Below are 16,811 nucleotides of genomic sequence, written 5' to 3' on the forward strand. Positions count from 1 at the left end.
TCCTCACACCTCGAATGCATTAGACAGTGATGAAACCCGCACCAAACGTCAAGGCCGTCACGGCGGGGTCACAGGTGGGGGCAGGTGTGGGAAGTCGGCGGGAGGTCAGCGGGCCGAGACGCCGGGGTGGTACTTCGGCAGGCGCACGTTGACCTTGGTGCCCGCGCCCGTGCCGGTCTCGACGACCAGGCCGTACTCGTCGCCGTAGACCTGGCGGAGCCGTTCGTCGACGTTGGCCAGGCCGACGCCGCCGGTGGGGGCGATCTCGCCGGCCAGGATGCGGCGCAGCCGGTCGGGGTCCATGCCGAGGCCGTCGTCCTCGACGCTGATGCGGCACTCGGCGCCGGCGTCCTCGGCGATGATCGTGATGCGGCCGACGCCGTTGCGGCTCTCCAGGCCGTGCCGGACGGCGTTCTCGACCAGCGGCTGCAGGCACAGGAACGGCACCGCGACCGGCAGCACCTCGGGGGCGATGCGCAGGGTGACCTGCAACTGGTCGCCGAATCTGGCGTGTTCGAGGGTGAGGTAGCGCTCGATCGAGTGCAGCTCCTCGGCCAGCGTGGTGAACTCGCCGTGCCGCCGGAAGGAGTAGCGGGTGAAGTCGGCGAACTCCAGCAGCAGCTCGCGGGCGCGTTCGGGGTCCGTACGGACGAAGGAGGCGATCGTGGTGAGCGAGTTGTAGATGAAGTGCGGCGAGATCTGCGCGCGCAGGGCCCGGACCTCGGCCTCCATGAGCAGCGTGCGCGAGCGGTCGAGCTCGGCCAGCTCCAGCTGCGAGTTCACCCAGCCGGCCACCTCCTGCGCCGCCCTGACCAGGCCGGCCGAGGCGTTCTGCCCGTAGGCGGCCAGCGCGCCGACCAGGCGGTCGTCGGTGGTCAGCGGGACGACGACGGCGTGCCGGATCGGGCATTCGAGCAGCTCGCAGTCGATGGTGAGCACCTGGGTGCGGCCGTCGCGCAAGGTCGCGGCGGCGTGCTCGAACGCCTGGGCGGCGTGGTGGTCGCCGGCGCCGTCGTAGACGAGCAGGCGCTCGCGGTCGGTGATCGCGAGCGCGGCCGAGCCGAGCAGCGCGCGCAGGTGGCGGGAGGCGCGCTCGGCGCCCTCGGGGGTCAGCCCGGCCCGCAGCGGCGGCCCGGCCATGGAGGCGGTGTGCAGGGTCTCGAACGTGGCCCGCTCGGCCGGGCTGGTGCCCAGCTCGCGGCGGCCCCGCATGACGCGCCAGAGCACGATCGCGGGCACGCCCACCAGCACGGCCACGACGGCGACGCCGACCAGGTACTCCACGCGCCCCGAGCCTAGCGCCCGCCGCAGCCCGTGCCGCGCGCCGCCCTCACTCGGCCGCCAGCGCCTTGGCCACGGCCGCCGCGTAGGTCTCGGCCTCCTGCGCGGACTCGTAGGTGGTGCGCGGCCAGAAGAAGCCGCGCAGCCCGTCCTTGCGGTTGCGCGGCACGACGTGCACGTGCAGGTGGGGCACGCTCTGGCTGACCCGGTTGTTCATCGCCACGAACGTGCCGGCCGCCTCCAGCCCCTCCTCCACGGCCCTGGCCATGGCCTGCACCCGGGAGAAGAACGGCCCGACGTCGGCGAGGTCGGCCAGCGTCTCGACGTGCAGCCGGGGCACGACGAGCACGTGCCCCTTGAAGACCGGGCGGGTGTCGAGGAAGGAGACGGCCACCTCGTCGGCGCTCACCACGTGGGCGGGACGCGCGCCGGCGATGATCTCGCAGAACAGGTCGGTGCTCACCGCCCGACCTTATCGGCGAAGGCCGTCCAGCTCGTCATGTTGGGCGCGGTCCACTCCTCGGGGGCGTGCAGGAAGTGCTTGCCGACGCGGTCGCGCAGCCGCCCGGGGACGTCGGCGACCTTGGCCCCGCGGCAGTGGTAGACCAGCCCGCCCGGCCGCTGTCCCATGGCCATCCAGGGCAGCCAGGGCGAGACCCGGCACCAGGAGAAGACCGCCGGCACGTCGGGCATGCCGGACTCGACGTCGGCGGCCGAGGCGAAGAACTGGAAGAGCTCCAACGCCCGATACGTGTCCCGAGCCGAGTTTTCCGGATATTTCGCGACAGGTAGTGGCGAAGGGTAGGAAAGGCGGATGTCGGCGTTGTAGACGACCTGCTCCCCCAACCGCGTCACCGGCACCGGATAGGCCCCGAGCCGCTGGTTGACCGGGTCGTTGAAGACGTGCTGCACCTCGACGGACCGCCCGGTGAGCGGGTTGTCCCACACGTCGATCGGTTCCCTGGTCCTCGGGTCGAGGTAGAGCGCCGCCTCCCTGGTCAGCAGCTCCCAGCCGCCGTCGGCCGGGCGCGCCCGCGCCACGTTCAGCCCCTCGAAGCCGAACAGGTGATGGGGGCCGTCGTCGTCCTGCCAGCCGTAGACGTCGCCGGTCCAGTAGGAGATCGTCTCGGCGCCGTCGGCCGAGGCACGCACCCGGATGAAGTCCATGATCCGGAGCTTACCCCTTGCTTCGAGACAGCATGTTGCTATCTTTAGAGACATGGTGTCGCTAAATGAGCGGACCCGGCAGAGCTGGCTCCCGCTGATCGTGCTCGGCGTCGGGATGTCGATGATCATCATCGACGCGACGATCGTGAACGTCGCCGTCCCCGCGATCATGGGCGATCTGGGGTTGTCGGCCACGGACGTCGAATGGGTCAACTCCATCTACTCCCTGGCCTTCGCCTCCCTGCTCATCCCCCTCGGCCGGACCGGCGACGTGCACGGCAGGCGCCGCATGTTCGCCGTCGGCCTGGCGGTGTTCCTGGCCGCGAGCATGCTGGCCGCCTCCGCGCCGAGCGGCGCGCTGCTCATCGCCGCCCGCGTCGTCCAGGGCGTCGGGGCGTCCATGGTGGTCCCGATGACGCTGGCGATCATCAACTCCCTCTACACGGGCTCGCGCCGGACGATCGCCTTCGCCGTCTGGGGCTCGATCATCGGCGGCATGGCCGCGCTCGGCCCGCTGCTCGGCGGCTGGGTGGTGACCGACTTCGGCTGGCGCTGGGCGTTCTGGGTGAACCTGCCGATCGGCCTGCTCGTGCTGCTCGGCACGGCCCGGGTGCCGGAGTCGAAGGACGCGGCGGCGGGCGGCTCGGACGTCCCGGGCGTGCTGCTGTCGGTGGTCGGCCCGGCCGCGCTGGTGTTCGGCCTGATCGAGGGCCAGCGCTACGGCTGGTTCACGCCGACCGGCGAGGCCACGCTGTTCGGGTGGACCTGGCCGCTCGGCGGCGTCTCGCCGATCCCGTTCGCCTTCGGGCTCGCGGCGCTCGCGCTGGCCGCGCTGCTGCTGGTCGAGCGCTCGCGGGCACGATCGGGCCGCCCGGTCGTGCTGGACCTGTCGCTGTTCGCCATCCCCTCCTTCAGGTACGGCGGCGCCGCCGCGATGATCGTCAGTCTCGGCGAGTTCGGCCTGATCCTGGTGCTGCCGCTGTTCCTGCAGGCGGCCATGGGGTTCACCGCATTCGCCACCGGCCTGATCATCGCCTCGCTGGCCGGGGGCACGTTCCTGGCCGGCGGCGTCGTCCCGCGGCTCGACCTGGCGCCCAGGGTCATCGTGCGGCTGGGGCTCGTCCTGGAGGCCGTGGGCGCGATCGCGATCGGCCTGGCCGTCTCCCCCTCGCTCGGCCCGTGGACGCTGGTGCCGTGGCTCGTCCTGTACGGCGTCGGCGTCGGCTTCGCCTCGGCCCAGCTCCCGAACGTGATGCTCGCCGACGTGCCCGCCCGCCGCTCCGGCGTGGCCTCCGGGCTCCAGAGCACGATCCGCCAGCTCGGCGCCGCCGTCGGCATCGCGGTGCTGGGCGCCGTCCTGGTCACCGGCCTGGACGCGGCGATGGCCGAACGCCTGCCCGGCGAGCCCGCGCTCGGGCAGGCCGTCCGGGAGAGCGCCGGCGCGGCCATCGCGGCGATCAGGGACCCCGCCGACCACGCCGCCGCGGTCGCGGCGGGCGCCGACGCCACCCGCCGGGTCACGATCGTGACCGGCCTCGTGCTGTTCGGCGGCGTCGGGGCGACGTTCCTGCTGCCCGATACTGGGAGGAGACGACGCGAGGAGGAGTGAGTCCGGTGCCGAGGATCAGCGCGGCGACGGTGGCCGACCATCGGGCCAGCCAGCACGCGGCCCTGCTGGCGGCCGCCATGGAGGTCCTGGCGGCCGAGGGCCCGGCCGGGCTCACCCCCGCGGCCGTGGGCGCGCGGGTCGGGCTGGCCCGCTCCAGCGTCTACCGCTACTTCTCCTCCACCGCCGACATCCTGGCCCAGCTCGTGGAGGACGCGATCCCCCGCTGGGCCGACCGGCTCGTCACGGCCACCCGCGACGGCGGCCTGGAGGAGCGGGTGCGCGCCTTCGGCGCCGTGTCGCTGGCGTTCGTGACCAGCCCCGACCACGCGCTGCTGCGCGCGGTGGCCGCGGTCGACCTGCCCGCCGAGTGCCGCCACCGGCTCGACCAGCTGCACGAGACGATGATCGAGCCGCTGCGCGGGCTGCTCGCCGAGGCCGGGGAGCCGCATCCCGACCTGGTGGCCCACCTGGGGTGGAGCATCCTGGGCGAGGGCCGCCGCCGCCTGGCCGCGTGCGCCGACTCCGGCGAAGGCGCCGAGGCCGAGGTGATCGCCGCGACCACCCTCGACGTGTTGTGCCGGGCCGTGCTCAGCGCACGGTGATCTCGAAGACCGCCTCGCCCGACTGCCGCCTGCTCTCCTCGTCGGGCGGCGTCGAGCTCTGACCGCACCGCCAGCAGTCGCGCAGCGTGATCTCGGCGGTGCCCGGGCTCTTGGTGTTGAAGACGAAGTAGGCGGTGCCGCCGCTGCCGGGGGCCTGGCCCGCGCTCCTGCGCTCCTCGCTGATGTAGGAGGCCACCCTGGCGTCGGGCACCGCCGCCAGCCGCCAATTGTCGCCCACCGAGGGGTTGTCCGGGACGGCCAGCGAGAACCGCTGCCCCGGCCGCAGCTCGGCGCGCACGGTCGTGCCCTTGGCGCCCTTGACGACGGTGCCGAAGTCGCTGACCGCCGAGCCGTCGCCGCAGCCGGCCACCAACCCCGAGGTCAGCAGGGCGAGTGCGGCGACGACGGCCTTTCCACGCTTCACTCGGGAAGGCTATCCTCCTTCGGCGGGTCCCGGGGCTCCACGTACGGCTCCTGCCCGACGGGCTCGCCCTCGGCGATCTGGCGTTCCCTGATGAGCTCGGCGTCCAGCTCGGCGCCCAGCAGCAGGGCCATGTTCGACAACCACAGCCAGATCAGGAACACCACGACGCCGGCCAGCGTGCCGTAGGTCTTGCCGTAGGACCCGAAGTGGGCCACGTACAGGGCGAAGCCGCCGGAGACCACGACCCAGAGCACCACCGCGAGCAGCCCGCCGGGGGTGATCCAGCGCACGCCGGGCTGGCGCACGTTCGGCGCGGCCCAGTAGAGCACCATGATCAGCCCGGCCGCGACGAGCGCGAGGACCGGCCATTTCAGGATGTCCCAGGCGGTCACCAGCGCGCTGCCCAGGCCGAGCGCCTTCCCGACGCTCCTGGCCAGGTCGCCGGTCAGCGCGACGGAGATCGCGCCGAGCGCCAGCAGCACGGTGGCCAGCACGGTGAGCCCGATCCGGAGCGGGGTCACCTTCCAGAACGGACGCCCCTCGTCGATGTCGTAGATGGTGTTGCCGGCCCGGATGAACGCGCCGATGTAGCCCGACGCCGACCAGAGCGCGACCAGCAGGCCGACGATCGCGACCAGGCCGGCCGAGGCCGCGTTCTCCTGGACCGACCGCACGCCCGTGACGATCAGGGAGCGCACCTCGTCGGGCGCCAGCACCACGAGGTTGCCGACCAGGGTGGCGGTGTCGCGCCTGCCGAGCAGGCCGAACACCGACACCAGCACGATCAGCGCGGGGAAGATGGACAGGACGGCGTAGTAGGTGAGCGCCGCCGCGAGGTCCTGGACGCCGTCGTTGCGGAACTCGACGACGGTGCGTTTGAGCACGCTCCACCAGGCCCTGCGCGGCAGTTCCGCAGGTCTTTCGGGGGAACGCACGCCTACTTCGCCCTGTTGCGCTTCCTGAGCCGCCGCACGACGAGGGCCGTCACCGCCGCCGCCGCGGCCAGCAGCAGCACCGGACGCTTGCGCGCCCCGGTGGCGGCGTCCTTGACCTGGTGGGGGGTGGCCTCGCGGACCTTGCCCGCGACCTCGCCGGCCAGGCCCTTGGCCGTGCCGGTCACCTCGGCGGCCTTGCCCTTGGCCACGCCGGTCATCTCGGCGACCTTGCCCTTGGCGGTGCCGGCCGCCTCGGCGGCCCGGCCCTTCAGGTCGGCCTTGTGGGCCAGGGCGCTGACCGTGTCGCCCAGTTCGTTCCTGGTCTCCTTGATGCTTTTTCGCACGTCTTCCTCTTCCTCGTCGTCCTCGCCACGGCCCCCGCCCCCGCCCAGCGACTCCTCCTCGACCGCGCGGCTCTCCACCGCCTCGGTCCGGTCGTCCGGCACGGGGGTCTCGGGGATGAAGGTCTCGTGTTCCTGCCGGGCCAGTTCGGCCCGTTTCGCGTTCTCCGCAGCCCCCGGTCTCGTCGGAGGCACGTTGATCGACTCGCGTTCGGTCGGCGTGCCGACGGTCGCCCTGCGGGCGCCCACGTCACCGGCGTGCTGCTCGCTGTATCCGGGGTCCGTCTCGCTCATCGGCGTGCCCTCTCCTTGACCATGTCGATATCGGCCTTGACGCTCGCGATGGTCTCCTCGGGGACCGGCGGCGTGGCCTGTTTCACCTGGTTCTTTCCGGTCAGGCCGAGCAGGGCGGCGGCGATGAGCAGGACCGCCCCCACGATCGCGGCGGCCGCCCACGCGGGCATGACCAGAGCGAGGAGCAGGACGACGGCGGCCACCAGCGCGGCAGCGCCGAAGAACGCGGCCATCCCGGCCGCGCCGAACAGCCCCGCGCCGAACCCGGCGCGCCTGCCCTTCTCCGCGAGCTCCAGCCTGGCCAGGCGCAGCTCGTCCTTGACGAGCCTGGAGACCTGGTCGGACAGATCACTGACCAGCTTGTGGGTATCGTTCACGACGTCGCCTCCTCCGCTGAGGAAGGCGACTACCCAGCTGACCGCCTGTTATTACCTCTTGGCGGCCTTCAGCAGGAACCGGAGGACGGACGCCACCGGCGACTCGGGCGCCTCGCACCAGTTGTCGGGCTGCTTCGGCTTGCTCCACGGTGCGGGCAGCTCGCACGAGGGAGCCTGCGGCTCAGGCCGCTCACACCACGATCCGGGAGTGTTCATCCTTCGATGGTACGACCTCCGGCCCGGCCCGCAGAAGACTCGCGGACCGGTCGCTCCAGGCCGGCGGTAACCTGCCGGGGTGCTGGTACACGGGGTGTGGGCGGGTGACGGGCTCGCCTTCTGGGGAGAGGTTCCCGGCCGGGCCGCCGCCGTGTCCCGTGGGGCGGGCGCGCGGCCCCATCCGTTCGCCGCGTCCCCTGCCGAGCTGGCCGGCGTGCCGGGCCTCGGGGTGGGCGGGCCGTCCAGGGAGCTGGAGCTGCTGCTGCCGGGGTCGGCCAAGGGGCCGCTGCCCTCGCCGGAGACGGGGCTGCTGACCGAGGTGGTCAGGCCGCGGCTGCTGCCGTGGCGGGTGCCCGCGGTCGTGCTGCCGCCCGCCGAGGCCCTTGCCGCGCTGGACGGCCTTCCGGGCGACGCCACCGCCACCGTCCGCCACTGGGCCGCCGTCGCCGCGCTCGCCCGCGACCTGGTGGGCCGTGGCCGGGTCGTCCCCCAGCTCGTCCCGGTGCCCGATGCCGACGGCGCCGCGCTGGCTCTGTGGCGGCCCGTGCTGACCGGGGCCGACGCCGCCTACTTCCGCGACCTGGCCCTGGCCATGCCGCCCGCCTGCCGCACCTGGGCCGCCGAGCGTCCGGCCGCCGGGGTGCAGCTCCAGGCGCTGGAAACGTTCACCGACGCGCTCGTCCGGCAGGCCGTCACCACTCCCCTGGCCGCTCCCTCCGCCGCCGCCCCGGCGACGCCGCGGGAACGGTGGCTGGCCGCGCTGACCGGCGACCCGGCCTGCCCCGACGACCCTGGGCTGCGCGAGGAGCTGGACCGCTGGCGGGCGGCCGTCACGGCGGCCGAGGGCGCCACCCGCGTCTGCTTCCGCCTGCTCGAACCGGCCGCCGGCGACGACTGGCGGGTCGAGCTGGCGTTGCAGGCCGCCGACGACCCCAGCCTGTACGTCCCGGCCGCCCGCGTCTGGGACGGCGAGAAGGGCCTGCCCGGCCGGCCGGAGCGTGAGCTGCTGGCCGGGCTCGGCCGGGCCGTGCGGCTCTACCCGGAGCTGGACCGGGCCCTGCGCGTGCCGGAGCCGAGCGAGCTGGCCCTCGACACGGCGGGCGCGTTCGGCTTCCTGCGCCAGGCCGCGCCGCTGCTCCAGGCGGCCGGGTTCGGGGTGCAGCTGCCGCGCTGGGCGGGCCGTACGCGGCTCGGGCTCAAGCTCACCACCAGGACCAAGCCGCAGACGGCGGCCGTCAGCCAGGGCTTCGGGCTGCGCGAGCTGGTCGATTTCCGCGTCGACCTGGCGGTGGGCGAGGAGACGATCAGCGAGGCGGAGCTGGCCGAGCTGGCCAGGCTCAAGGTGCCGCTGGTCCGGGTCCGCGGCCAGTGGGTGGAGCTGGACGACCGGCAGCTCAAGGCCGCGCTGCGGGCCGTGGAGGGGGTGCGCGCGGGCGAGGCGGCCGCGGCCGACCTGCTGCGCCACGTGATCCAGGGCGACGACGAGCTGCCGTTGCTGGCGGTCGACGCCGACGGCGTGCTCGGCGACCTGCTGTCGGGCCAGGCCGAGCGGCGGCTCACCCCGCTCGCGACCCCGCCGGGCCTGGACGCCGTGCTGCGGCCCTACCAGGAGCGCGGGCTGGCGTGGCTGAGCTTCCTGTCGGAGCTGGGCCTCGGCGGCGTGCTCGCCGACGACATGGGCCTGGGCAAGACGGTCACCACGCTGGCGCTGCTCGTCCACGAGCGGGCCACCGCGCCCACGCTGCTGGTCTGCCCGATGTCGCTGGTGGGCAACTGGCAGCGGGAGGCGGCCAGGTTCGCCCCGGGGCTGAGCGTGTACGTCCACCACGGCCCCGGCCGGGACGCCGCCCGCATCGCGGCGGCCGACCTGGTGATCACCACGTACGGCACCGCCCACCGCGACCTGGAGATCCTGCGGGAGCACGAGTGGCGCCGGGTGGTGTGCGACGAGGCCCAGGCGATCAAGAACAGCGGCACCCTCCAGGCCCGCGCCGTCCGGTCGATCCCCACCCGCACCCGGCTGGCCCTGACCGGCACGCCCGTCGAGAACCACCTCGCCGAGCTCTGGTCGATCATGGAGTTCGCCAACCCCGGCCTGCTCGGGCCGCGGGCCCGCTTCCGCACCCGGTTCCAGGAGCCCATCGAGGCCCGCCAGGACGAGCAGGCCGCCGATGCGCTGAAGCGGGCGACGGGCCCGTTCATCCTGCGCCGTCTCAAGACCGACCGGTCCGTCATCTCCGACCTGCCGGAGAAGATCGAGATCAAGGAGTGGTGCCCGCTCACCCCCGAGCAGGCCACGCTGTACCAGGCCGTCGTGGACGACATGCTGGCCCGGATCGACGACAGCGAGGGCGTCGAGCGGCGCGGCCTGGTGCTGTCGGCCATGGCCAGGCTCAAGCAGGTCTGCAACCACCCGGCCCACCTGCTCAAGGACGGCTCCCGCCTGGCCGGCCGGTCGGGCAAGCTGGCCCGGCTGGAGCAGCTGGCCGAGGAGGTCCTGGCCGAGGGCGAGAAGGCGCTGCTGTTCACGCAGTACGCCGAGTTCGGCACGATGCTCCAGCCCTACCTCGCCCAGCGGCTCGGCCGCCCGGTCCTGTGGCTGCACGGCGGCCTGCCCAAGAAGACCCGCGACCGTCTGGTCGAGCGTTTCCAGCACGACCCGGAGCCGATGTTGTTCCTGCTGTCGCTCAAGGCGGCCGGCGTCGGGCTCAACCTGACGGCGGCGAGCCACGTCGTCCACGTCGACCGCTGGTGGAACCCGGCCGTGGAGGACCAGGCCACCGACCGGGCCTTCCGCATCGGCCAGCGCAGGAACGTCCAGGTGCGCAAGCTGATCTGCGCGGGCACCCTCGAAGAGCGCGTCGACCAGATGATCGAGCGCAAGAAGGCGCTGGCCGAGCGGGTGGTGGGCGCCGGCGAGGAGTGGCTGACCGACCTGTCCACCGACGAGCTGCGCGAGGTGTTCCGCCTCACGGGAGGGTCCTGACCATGCCCGACTGGTACGACGGCGGCGGCCCCATCGAGGTCGAGGGCGGCCTGCGGGCCCGGTCGCGGCGCGGCAGCATCGGCTCGGCCTGGTGGTCCAGGCGCTTCGTCGACATCCTGGAACGCGTCTGCGACAAGGGCCGCCTGTCCCGCGGCCGCGCCTACGCCCGCAAGGGCCAGGTGCTCTCGATCGACCTGTCGGCGGGGCTGGTCCGGGCGTCCGTGCAGGGGTCGCGGCCGAAGCCGTACGACGTCGTGGTGAGGATCGACGTCTACGGCGAGGACGTGTGGGCGCGGCTGGAGGAGGCCGTCGCGGCGCAGGCCGTCCACCGGGCCAGGCTGCTGGCCGGGGAGATGCCGGTCGAGATCGAGGAGCTGTTCGCCGCCCATGGCGTCGACCTGTTCCCGCGCGACCTGGACATGGAGTGCTCGTGCCCCGACTGGGGGTTCCCGTGCAAGCACCTGTCGGCCGTGCTCTACCTGCTGGCCGAGTCGTTCGACGACGACCCGTTCCTGGTGCTGGCCTGGCGCGGGCGCACCCGCGAGCAGCTGCTCGGCTCGCTGGCCGACGACCCGCCCGCGCCCGACCCGCTGGAGGTGGCCGACGTGCCGTTCGCCGACCGGCTGGCCGACTTCTACGCCCCCGGCGCCACCGCGCACCGCCCGGAACGCCGCCCCGCCGCGGCCGCCCCCGACCTGCTGCCGCGGGTCTTCCCGCCGCCCGCCGGCCTGGCGGACGCGCTCGCCCCCGCCTACCGGGCGCTGGGCGAGGGCTGAGGTCAGTTGTCCTCGAAGGAGTCGGGGACCATCACGCGCACGCCGTTGGGCACCACGCGCAGCGTGATCGGGGTGCGCAGGCGCACCTCGCCGTCGACGTCGGCGGCCATCGGCGGGTCGGTCTCCAGCAGCATCTCCCGGCCGACCACGAACGGGCCGCCCGCCAGGCTGCGCCAGCGGCCGGTGGTCGCGCGCAGCAGCGTCTCGCCGAGCAGGCGCAGCTTCTTGCCCGAGCCGAGCTGGTAGGCCACCAGCATGCCGTTGTCGATGCTGATGTCCTTGGCCACCTGCCAGCCGCCGTGGAAGCGGCCGTTGGCGATGTTGAGCTGGTGGGTGAGCAGCTCGTGGCGCTGGCCCTCGACGGTGATGTAGGCCCGGAAGGGCCGGTGGCCCGGCAGCACGGTGAGCGCGGTCATCGGGTAGGCCGGACGGCCCACGATGCGCTTGAGCCAGGGCTTGACCCGGCCGGCCACCTCGACCGAGACGCCGAAGCTGGCCAGGTTGGCGAAGGGCCGGTCGCCGGCCATGCCGAGGTCGATGTCGGCGACCTTGCCGGTGGAGAACACCCGGATGGCGCCGGCCAGGTCGAGCGGCAGGCCGAGGCTCCTGGCGAAGTTGTTGGTGGTGCCGAGCGGCAACACGCCGAGCGCCACGTCGCGGTGGGCGACGTGGCGCACGGCCGAGGAGAGGGTGCCGTCGCCGCCGCCCACGATCAGCAGGTCGGGGTCGGTGGCGAGGGCGGTGTCGAGCAGGTCGCGCAGCCGCTTGGGGTTGTAGACCGACAGCTCGGCCAGCGGCTCGAACCCCAGGTTGTGCAGTTGCTCGATGACCTCGAAGTAGTGGCGGCGGCCGCGGCGTGAGCGAGTGTTCACCACCACCGCCACCCGGCGATCCCGCCGGATCGCCTCAGTGTGCTCGATCTTGGTGCGCAGTTCGCTCATGGTCATCAATCGTAGGCGCTGTGTCCGCCGCTCAGTGCTGGATCGGGGGGCCGCCGGAGACCCGGCGGCCCCCCTCACGCTACTTCTTCGGCGGGACGACCTGGACGACGGCGCCCAGGTTGCCCGGCAGCTGGCTGATCAGCTTGAACTGCACGCCCAGCGCCTTGCCCTCGTCGCCGGGGTTGCCCGAGCCGGCCACGTGGCCGTTGCCGAGGTCGGTCCCGTACAGCTCGGTGGCGGGGGTGCCGTCCAGGTGCACCACGCGGGTGCTGTACGGCTGGTCGCCCTTGCTCGGCACCACCGCGGAGGCGTCGAAGTCACGGTAGTAGAGCGAGCCGTTCTGCAGCTCGAAGCCCGGAACCCAGGTCTTCGCGTCGGTGAAGGACGACACGCCCCTGAGCGCGGGGATGTTGGTGCAGTACTCGCTGAACGGCTCGTCCGGCGCCTCCAGGCACTCCTTCAGCGGGTACGTCTGGTCGAAGGAGAACGCCGCGTTCGAGGACTGCGTGCGGCCCTCCATGTTCTTGTGCCTGGTCGGGTCCTTCTGGGCGGCGGTGCCGGTGCGGCGCAGCGGGTCGTAGTGCGAGTCCACGACCAGCAGGCTGCCCTTGGAGCCGATGCTCGGCGGCAGGGTCAGGTTGTTGACCACCGAGTTGTTGGTGAAGGTCGAGTCGCGGTACCAGACCAGCAGGCCGGGCGCGTTGTACTTGACCTTCTCGACCTTCCACGCCCCGTCGCGGGAGTAGTTGGTGTCGTAGGCGTACTGCAGGCCCTTGTCGAAGCCGTCGAAGTTGCGCCACTCGGCGAGGTAGAAGCGGGAGATCTCGCGCGAGCCGTTGTTGACGGTCCAGCCCTGGCCGCTGGTGTTGGTGAACGTGCCGCCGGTGGCCTTCCAGCCGTTCTCGCCGTTCTCGACGTCGTCGCTCCAGACGGCGGTGCCGCCGTTGGTGAGCGAGAAGTCGTCGGCGTGCCAGCCGCGCGGCTCGAAGGCGGCGTCGGTGTTGTAGGTCAGGCGCAGCTTGATCGACTGCCCGGCGTACGGCGTCAGGTTGACGTAGTCGTGCCGCCACTGGCCGCCGGTGTCACCGGTGAGCCCGTACTTCTTGTTGCCGAACGTCTTGAGGTTCTTGTTCGGGTCGGGGTAGCCGTCGGGGGTGGTGACCTCGGCGCCGGCCTCGTCGTAGACCTTGAGCTGGGTCCAGGTCTGGCCGCCGTCGGTCGAGACCTCCACGAAGCCGAAGTCCCAGTCCTGCTCGATCTCGTAGTTGTTCCACATCCAGAACCGCACGTCGGAGCCGGCGGGCACCGGGACGTCGCGGGTCAGGGTCTGGTTGGCCCAGTCCTGGTCGAGGTTGGACCACCAGGCCTTCGTGCCGCTGTGCGGGTCGATCATCTTCAGCGGCGTGGAGGCCAGGTTCACCCGGACGCCGTCCTCGGTGTACTTGGGCGTGCGCGAGGACTGCCCGACCGTGACGGACTGGGCGGCGTCACCCGGGTTGAACGTCTTCGGGTTGGCCCAGCCGAGCACCCACTTGTCCCACAGGCCCATGTGCGTGGGCATGGACTGGAAGATGGGGCCGGAGTGGGAGCCGCTGGACATCAGGTCCCAGAAGTCCACCGCGGAGCTGGCCTGGCCGCTGGTGTCGTACAGGTCGGGCAGGCCCAGGTCGTGGCCGTACTCGTGGGCGAAGACGCCGACGCCGGAGTCCTCGGGCTGCACGATGTAGTTGGAGATCTTCTTGTCGCTGCCGGGGATCTTGTAGCCGCCCGCGACCGCGCTGGAGTGCGCCCAGATGGCGTAGGTGCCCTCGGCGCCGCCGTCGGAGGACTTGTCCTTGCCGGCGTGCACCATCACCAGGTGGTCGATGACGCCGTCGGGCTCGTTGAAGTTGCCGTCGCCGTCGGAGTCGGCCACGTCCTCCTGGTCGTAGTCGGCCCACGGGAAGTTCGGCTGGGCCGCGGCCAGGGCGTTGACCGTGTCGATGGCGAGCTGGCCCGCGCCGGTCGGGTTGCTGGGGTGACCCGACATGTCCTGCGGCTGGCCGCCACAGGCCGCGGCGCCGTAGTACGCCTCGGAGTGGGGGGCCTTGATCCAGCCGACGGCCGAGCCGGTGACGGAGTAGGCGCCCTTGGACAGCTCCTCGTACATCTTCTTCATCGTGAAGCCGGAGATGTCGATGCCGGGCTTGCCGTCGCGCGGGTCCTTGAGGTCCTTGCGCACGCGCTCGGTGATGCCCTCGTCGCTGTAGAGCATCTTGTTGAAGTGGTCGGTGCTGAAGTCCTTGAGCCAGAAGGAGTTGTTGTCCTTCTGCGGCAGCGTCGCCGGGTCGGGGATGTTGTTGTGCAGCGGGCCGTTCTTGAGCGTGCCCGGCGGCTCGACCACGCAGTCGTCCGGCGCGCTGTCGGTCGTGCGCAGCCGGTTGAAGCCGGAGAAGTCGTCGTTCGCCTGCTCGTTGAACTCGACCAGGACGGTGAGGAGCTTGGCGGTCTTGACCTGCTTGGAGTTCTTGTAGATCCATTCAGCCGGGTTGCGGCCGGTCCTGATCGCCTGGTTCTCCCGGGCGGCGAGGACGCGGGCCGCGGCGGGGTTCCCGCTGACGAACTTCCTGTCGAACTTCTCCGCCGGTGAGAGCGAGCGGGCCTTGCCCTTGTTCAGGCCGGGTTCCTGCGGCTCCTTCTCGACCCGCGGGGGAGCGTAGTTGATGTAGTAGTCCGCCGCCGTGGGCTGGTAGCTGGCCACTGACGTGGCCTGGGCCGCCGGGACGGTCAGCGCGGCGCCGAGGAGGGCGACCGCCGGGAACGCGACTAACAGGCGCTTTGAGCTTGGCACCAGGTACCCTCTCTGCCCGGGGTCGCCGGGCGCATGGCCATAGGGTGTGCAATGCCGGACGCTAGAGGGTGGATAAACGGGTCGTAAAGTACGTTGTTGAAACGTGATCAAACTACGACATTTTGACCAACAGAATTGTCGCGGCGGCATCGCCCGCAATGACCCCGCATAAACGCAACAACGCGATCTTGAAACGCCGGATCGGCCGGAAGGTCAGTCGGCGGCGAGCACCGGCGGCGGCTGCTCAGGGCCGGGGTCCGGCGGCGGCTGCTCAGGGCCGGGGTCCGGTTCCACGGCGGGCGTCGCGTCCTCGTGCGGGTAGTGCAGGTCGAACGCGGGCCGCTCGGAGCGGATCGGCGGCATGCCGGTGAAGTTGTGCCGCGGCGGCGGGCAGGAGGTCGCCCACTCCAGCGAGTTGCCGTAGCCCCAGGGGTCGTCGAGCGTGACCCTGGGCGCGTGCCTGGCCGTCCGGTACACGTTGTAGAGGAACGGCAGCGTCGAGGCGCCGAGCAGGAACGCCCCGGCCGAGGAGATCTCGTTGAGCGCGGTGAACCCGTCGGCCGCGCTGTAGTCGGCGTACCGGCGCGGCATGCCGAGCTGGCCGAGCCAGTGCTGGACGAGGAACGTGGTGTGGAAGCCGGCGAACAACGTCCAGAAGTGCACCTTGCCGAGCCGGTCGTCGAGCATCTTGCCGGTCATCTTCGGCCACCAGAAGTAGAAGCCGGCGAACATGGCGAACACCACCGTGCCGAAGACCACGTAGTGGAAGTGGGCGACGACGAAGTAGGTGTCGCTGATCTGGAAGTCCAGCGGCGGCGAGGCCAGGATGACGCCGGTCAGCCCGCCGAGCAGGAACGTGACCAGGAACCCCACGGCGAACAGCATCGGCGTCTCGAACGACAGATGGCCGCGCCACATCGTGCCGATCCAGTTGAAGAACTTCACCCCCGTCGGCACCGCGATGAGGAACGTCATGAACGAGAAGAACGGCAGCAGCACCTGCCCGGTCGCGAACATGTGGTGCGCCCACACGGTCATCGACAGCCCGGCGATGGCGATGGTGGCCGCGACCAGGCTCAGGTAGCCGAAGATCGGCTTGCGGCTGAACACCGGGATCACCTCGGTGACGATCCCGAAGAACGGCAACGCGATGATGTAGACCTCGGGATGGCCGAAGAACCAGAACAGGTGCTGCCACAGCAGCGGCCCGCCGTTCGCGCCGTCGAAGACGTGCGTGCCGAGCTTGCGGTCCGACTCCAGCACCAGCAGCGCGGCGGCCAGCACGGGGAAGGCCATCAGCACGAGCATGCTGGTCAGCAGCACGTTCCAGGTGAAGATCGGCAGGCGGAACATCGTCATGCCCGGGGCCCGCATGCCGATGATCGTGGAGATGAAGTTGACCGCGCCGAGGATCGTGCCGAGGCCGGACATCACCAGGCCCATGATCCACAGGTCGCCGCCGACCTGCGGCGAGTGGATGGCCGACGACAGCGGCGTGTAGGCGAACCAGCCGAAGTCGGCGGCCCCGCCCGGGGTGAGGAAGCCCGCCACCACCATGAGCCCGCCGAACAGGAACAGCCAGTACGCCACCGCGTTCAGCCGGGGGAAGGCCACGTCGGGCGCGCCGATCTGCAGCGGCATGACCACGTTGGCGAACCCGGCGAACAGCGGCGTGGCGAACAGCAGCAGCATCACCGTGCCGTGGATGGTGAACAGCTGGTTGTACAGCTGCTGGCTGACCACCTGCATGCCGGGCCGCGCCAGCTCGGCCCTGATCAGCATGGCCATGACGCCCGCGACGAGGAAGAAGCCGAAGGAAGTGATCAGGTAGAGGTACCCGATGACCTTGTGGTCGGTCGTCGAGAGCCAGGAGGCGATGACGGTCCCGGTACGGCGGCGCCTGACCTGCTCGATCGAGGTGTCCCGAACAGTCGTCACGGCTGCTCCCTCCTTCGCGGAGTTGTGCCTGCCCCGATGTCCTCCATTCCACTCCGGCGATCGCCGGACGGGAAGCGCTTCTTTAGAACGTCTT

Annotated in this window: 15 protein-coding genes; 4 read left to right on the forward strand and 11 right to left on the reverse strand. The window is 71.7% G+C overall.

Features of this window, described 5'->3' with window-relative positions; translation table 11 throughout:
* Window positions 1-105: 105 nt before the first annotated feature.
* Genes ACWEJ6_RS15875 through ACWEJ6_RS15885 form a run of 3 tightly spaced genes read right to left on the reverse strand, consistent with a single transcriptional unit; the run spans window position 106 to window position 2,448 of the window.
* The gene (locus ACWEJ6_RS15875) at window positions 106-1,284 is read right to left on the reverse strand and encodes a sensor histidine kinase (RefSeq protein WP_352356966.1); all 1,179 of its coding nucleotides are present in this window, start codon (window positions 1,282-1,284) and stop codon (window positions 106-108) included.
* A gap of 46 nt (window positions 1,285-1,330) precedes the next feature.
* Window positions 1,331-1,744: an HIT family protein gene (locus tag ACWEJ6_RS15880; protein WP_352356968.1), complete on the reverse strand. Its 414-nt coding sequence runs from the start codon at window positions 1,742-1,744 to the stop codon at window positions 1,331-1,333.
* The gene (locus tag ACWEJ6_RS15885; RefSeq protein WP_452424270.1) at window positions 1,741-2,448 is read right to left on the reverse strand and encodes a DUF1838 family protein; all 708 of its coding nucleotides are present in this window, start codon (window positions 2,446-2,448) and stop codon (window positions 1,741-1,743) included. Before ACWEJ6_RS15885 ends, ACWEJ6_RS15880 begins: the two co-directional genes overlap by 4 nt.
* Before the next feature lie 52 nt (window positions 2,449-2,500).
* On the opposite strand from ACWEJ6_RS15885, the gene ACWEJ6_RS15890 reads away from it, so the two are divergent.
* Both ACWEJ6_RS15890 and ACWEJ6_RS15895 read left to right on the forward strand, forming a co-directional pair.
* A complete protein-coding gene (locus ACWEJ6_RS15890) occupies window positions 2,501-4,057 on the forward strand; it encodes an MFS transporter (protein ID WP_452424272.1) in 1,557 nt (518 codons plus the stop codon).
* A gap of 5 nt (window positions 4,058-4,062) precedes the next feature.
* Window positions 4,063-4,659 (forward strand): TetR/AcrR family transcriptional regulator, encoded by a 597-nt coding sequence (locus ACWEJ6_RS15895; protein WP_452424274.1) that lies wholly within the window; start codon window positions 4,063-4,065, stop codon window positions 4,657-4,659.
* On the opposite strand, the gene ACWEJ6_RS15900 is transcribed toward ACWEJ6_RS15895, so the two are convergent.
* Genes ACWEJ6_RS15900 through ACWEJ6_RS15920 form a run of 5 tightly spaced genes read right to left on the reverse strand, consistent with a single transcriptional unit; the run spans window position 4,646 to window position 7,246 of the window.
* Window positions 4,646-5,083 carry a protease inhibitor I42 family protein gene (locus ACWEJ6_RS15900; protein ID WP_452424276.1) on the reverse strand — a complete coding sequence of 146 codons (438 nt, stop codon included), beginning with the start codon at window positions 5,081-5,083 and terminating at the stop codon, window positions 4,646-4,648. The two genes, ACWEJ6_RS15895 and ACWEJ6_RS15900, sit on opposite strands and share 14 nt — an antisense overlap.
* On the reverse strand, window positions 5,080-6,018 hold the full coding sequence (locus ACWEJ6_RS15905) for a YihY/virulence factor BrkB family protein (protein WP_364337943.1): 939 nt from the start codon (window positions 6,016-6,018) through the stop codon (window positions 5,080-5,082). Before ACWEJ6_RS15905 ends, ACWEJ6_RS15900 begins: the two co-directional genes overlap by 4 nt.
* A 2-nt stretch (window positions 6,019-6,020) precedes the next feature.
* Window positions 6,021-6,653 (reverse strand): DUF3618 domain-containing protein, encoded by a 633-nt coding sequence (locus ACWEJ6_RS15910; RefSeq protein WP_452424278.1) that lies wholly within the window; start codon window positions 6,651-6,653, stop codon window positions 6,021-6,023.
* Window positions 6,650-7,030, reverse strand: coding sequence for a phage holin family protein (locus ACWEJ6_RS15915; RefSeq protein ID WP_387664432.1), 381 nt, complete (start codon window positions 7,028-7,030; stop codon window positions 6,650-6,652). Before ACWEJ6_RS15915 ends, ACWEJ6_RS15910 begins: the two co-directional genes overlap by 4 nt.
* Window positions 7,031-7,081: 51 nt before the next feature.
* On the reverse strand, window positions 7,082-7,246 hold the full coding sequence (locus tag ACWEJ6_RS15920) for a hypothetical protein (RefSeq protein WP_358285249.1): 165 nt from the start codon (window positions 7,244-7,246) through the stop codon (window positions 7,082-7,084).
* A gap of 79 nt (window positions 7,247-7,325) precedes the next feature.
* On the opposite strand from ACWEJ6_RS15920, the gene ACWEJ6_RS15925 reads away from it, so the two are divergent.
* Together ACWEJ6_RS15925 and ACWEJ6_RS15930 are read left to right on the forward strand one after the other, a co-directional pair.
* Window positions 7,326-10,232 (forward strand): DEAD/DEAH box helicase, encoded by a 2,907-nt coding sequence (locus ACWEJ6_RS15925; RefSeq protein ID WP_452424281.1) that lies wholly within the window; start codon window positions 7,326-7,328, stop codon window positions 10,230-10,232.
* 2 nt (window positions 10,233-10,234) lie between these two features.
* Window positions 10,235-11,008 (forward strand): SWIM zinc finger family protein, encoded by a 774-nt coding sequence (locus ACWEJ6_RS15930; RefSeq protein ID WP_452424283.1) that lies wholly within the window; start codon window positions 10,235-10,237, stop codon window positions 11,006-11,008.
* A gap of 2 nt (window positions 11,009-11,010) precedes the next feature.
* Here ACWEJ6_RS15930 and ACWEJ6_RS15935 read toward each other — a convergent pair whose 3' ends face one another.
* From ACWEJ6_RS15935 to ctaD, 3 genes are all read right to left on the reverse strand, one after another.
* Complete coding sequence (locus tag ACWEJ6_RS15935) at window positions 11,011-11,949, reverse strand: diacylglycerol/lipid kinase family protein (RefSeq protein WP_358285242.1); 939 nt, start codon at window positions 11,947-11,949, stop codon at window positions 11,011-11,013.
* 79 nt (window positions 11,950-12,028) lie between these two features.
* Window positions 12,029-14,779 (reverse strand): immune inhibitor A domain-containing protein, encoded by a 2,751-nt coding sequence (locus ACWEJ6_RS15940; protein WP_452424285.1) that lies wholly within the window; start codon window positions 14,777-14,779, stop codon window positions 12,029-12,031.
* A 213-nt stretch (window positions 14,780-14,992) separates the two neighbouring features.
* A complete protein-coding gene (gene ctaD / locus ACWEJ6_RS15945) occupies window positions 14,993-16,717 on the reverse strand; it encodes an aa3-type cytochrome oxidase subunit I (RefSeq protein ID WP_452424287.1) in 1,725 nt (574 codons plus the stop codon).
* Window positions 16,718-16,811 lie beyond the last annotated feature (94 nt).

It is taken from the genome of Nonomuraea sp. NPDC004702, assembly GCF_053601695.1.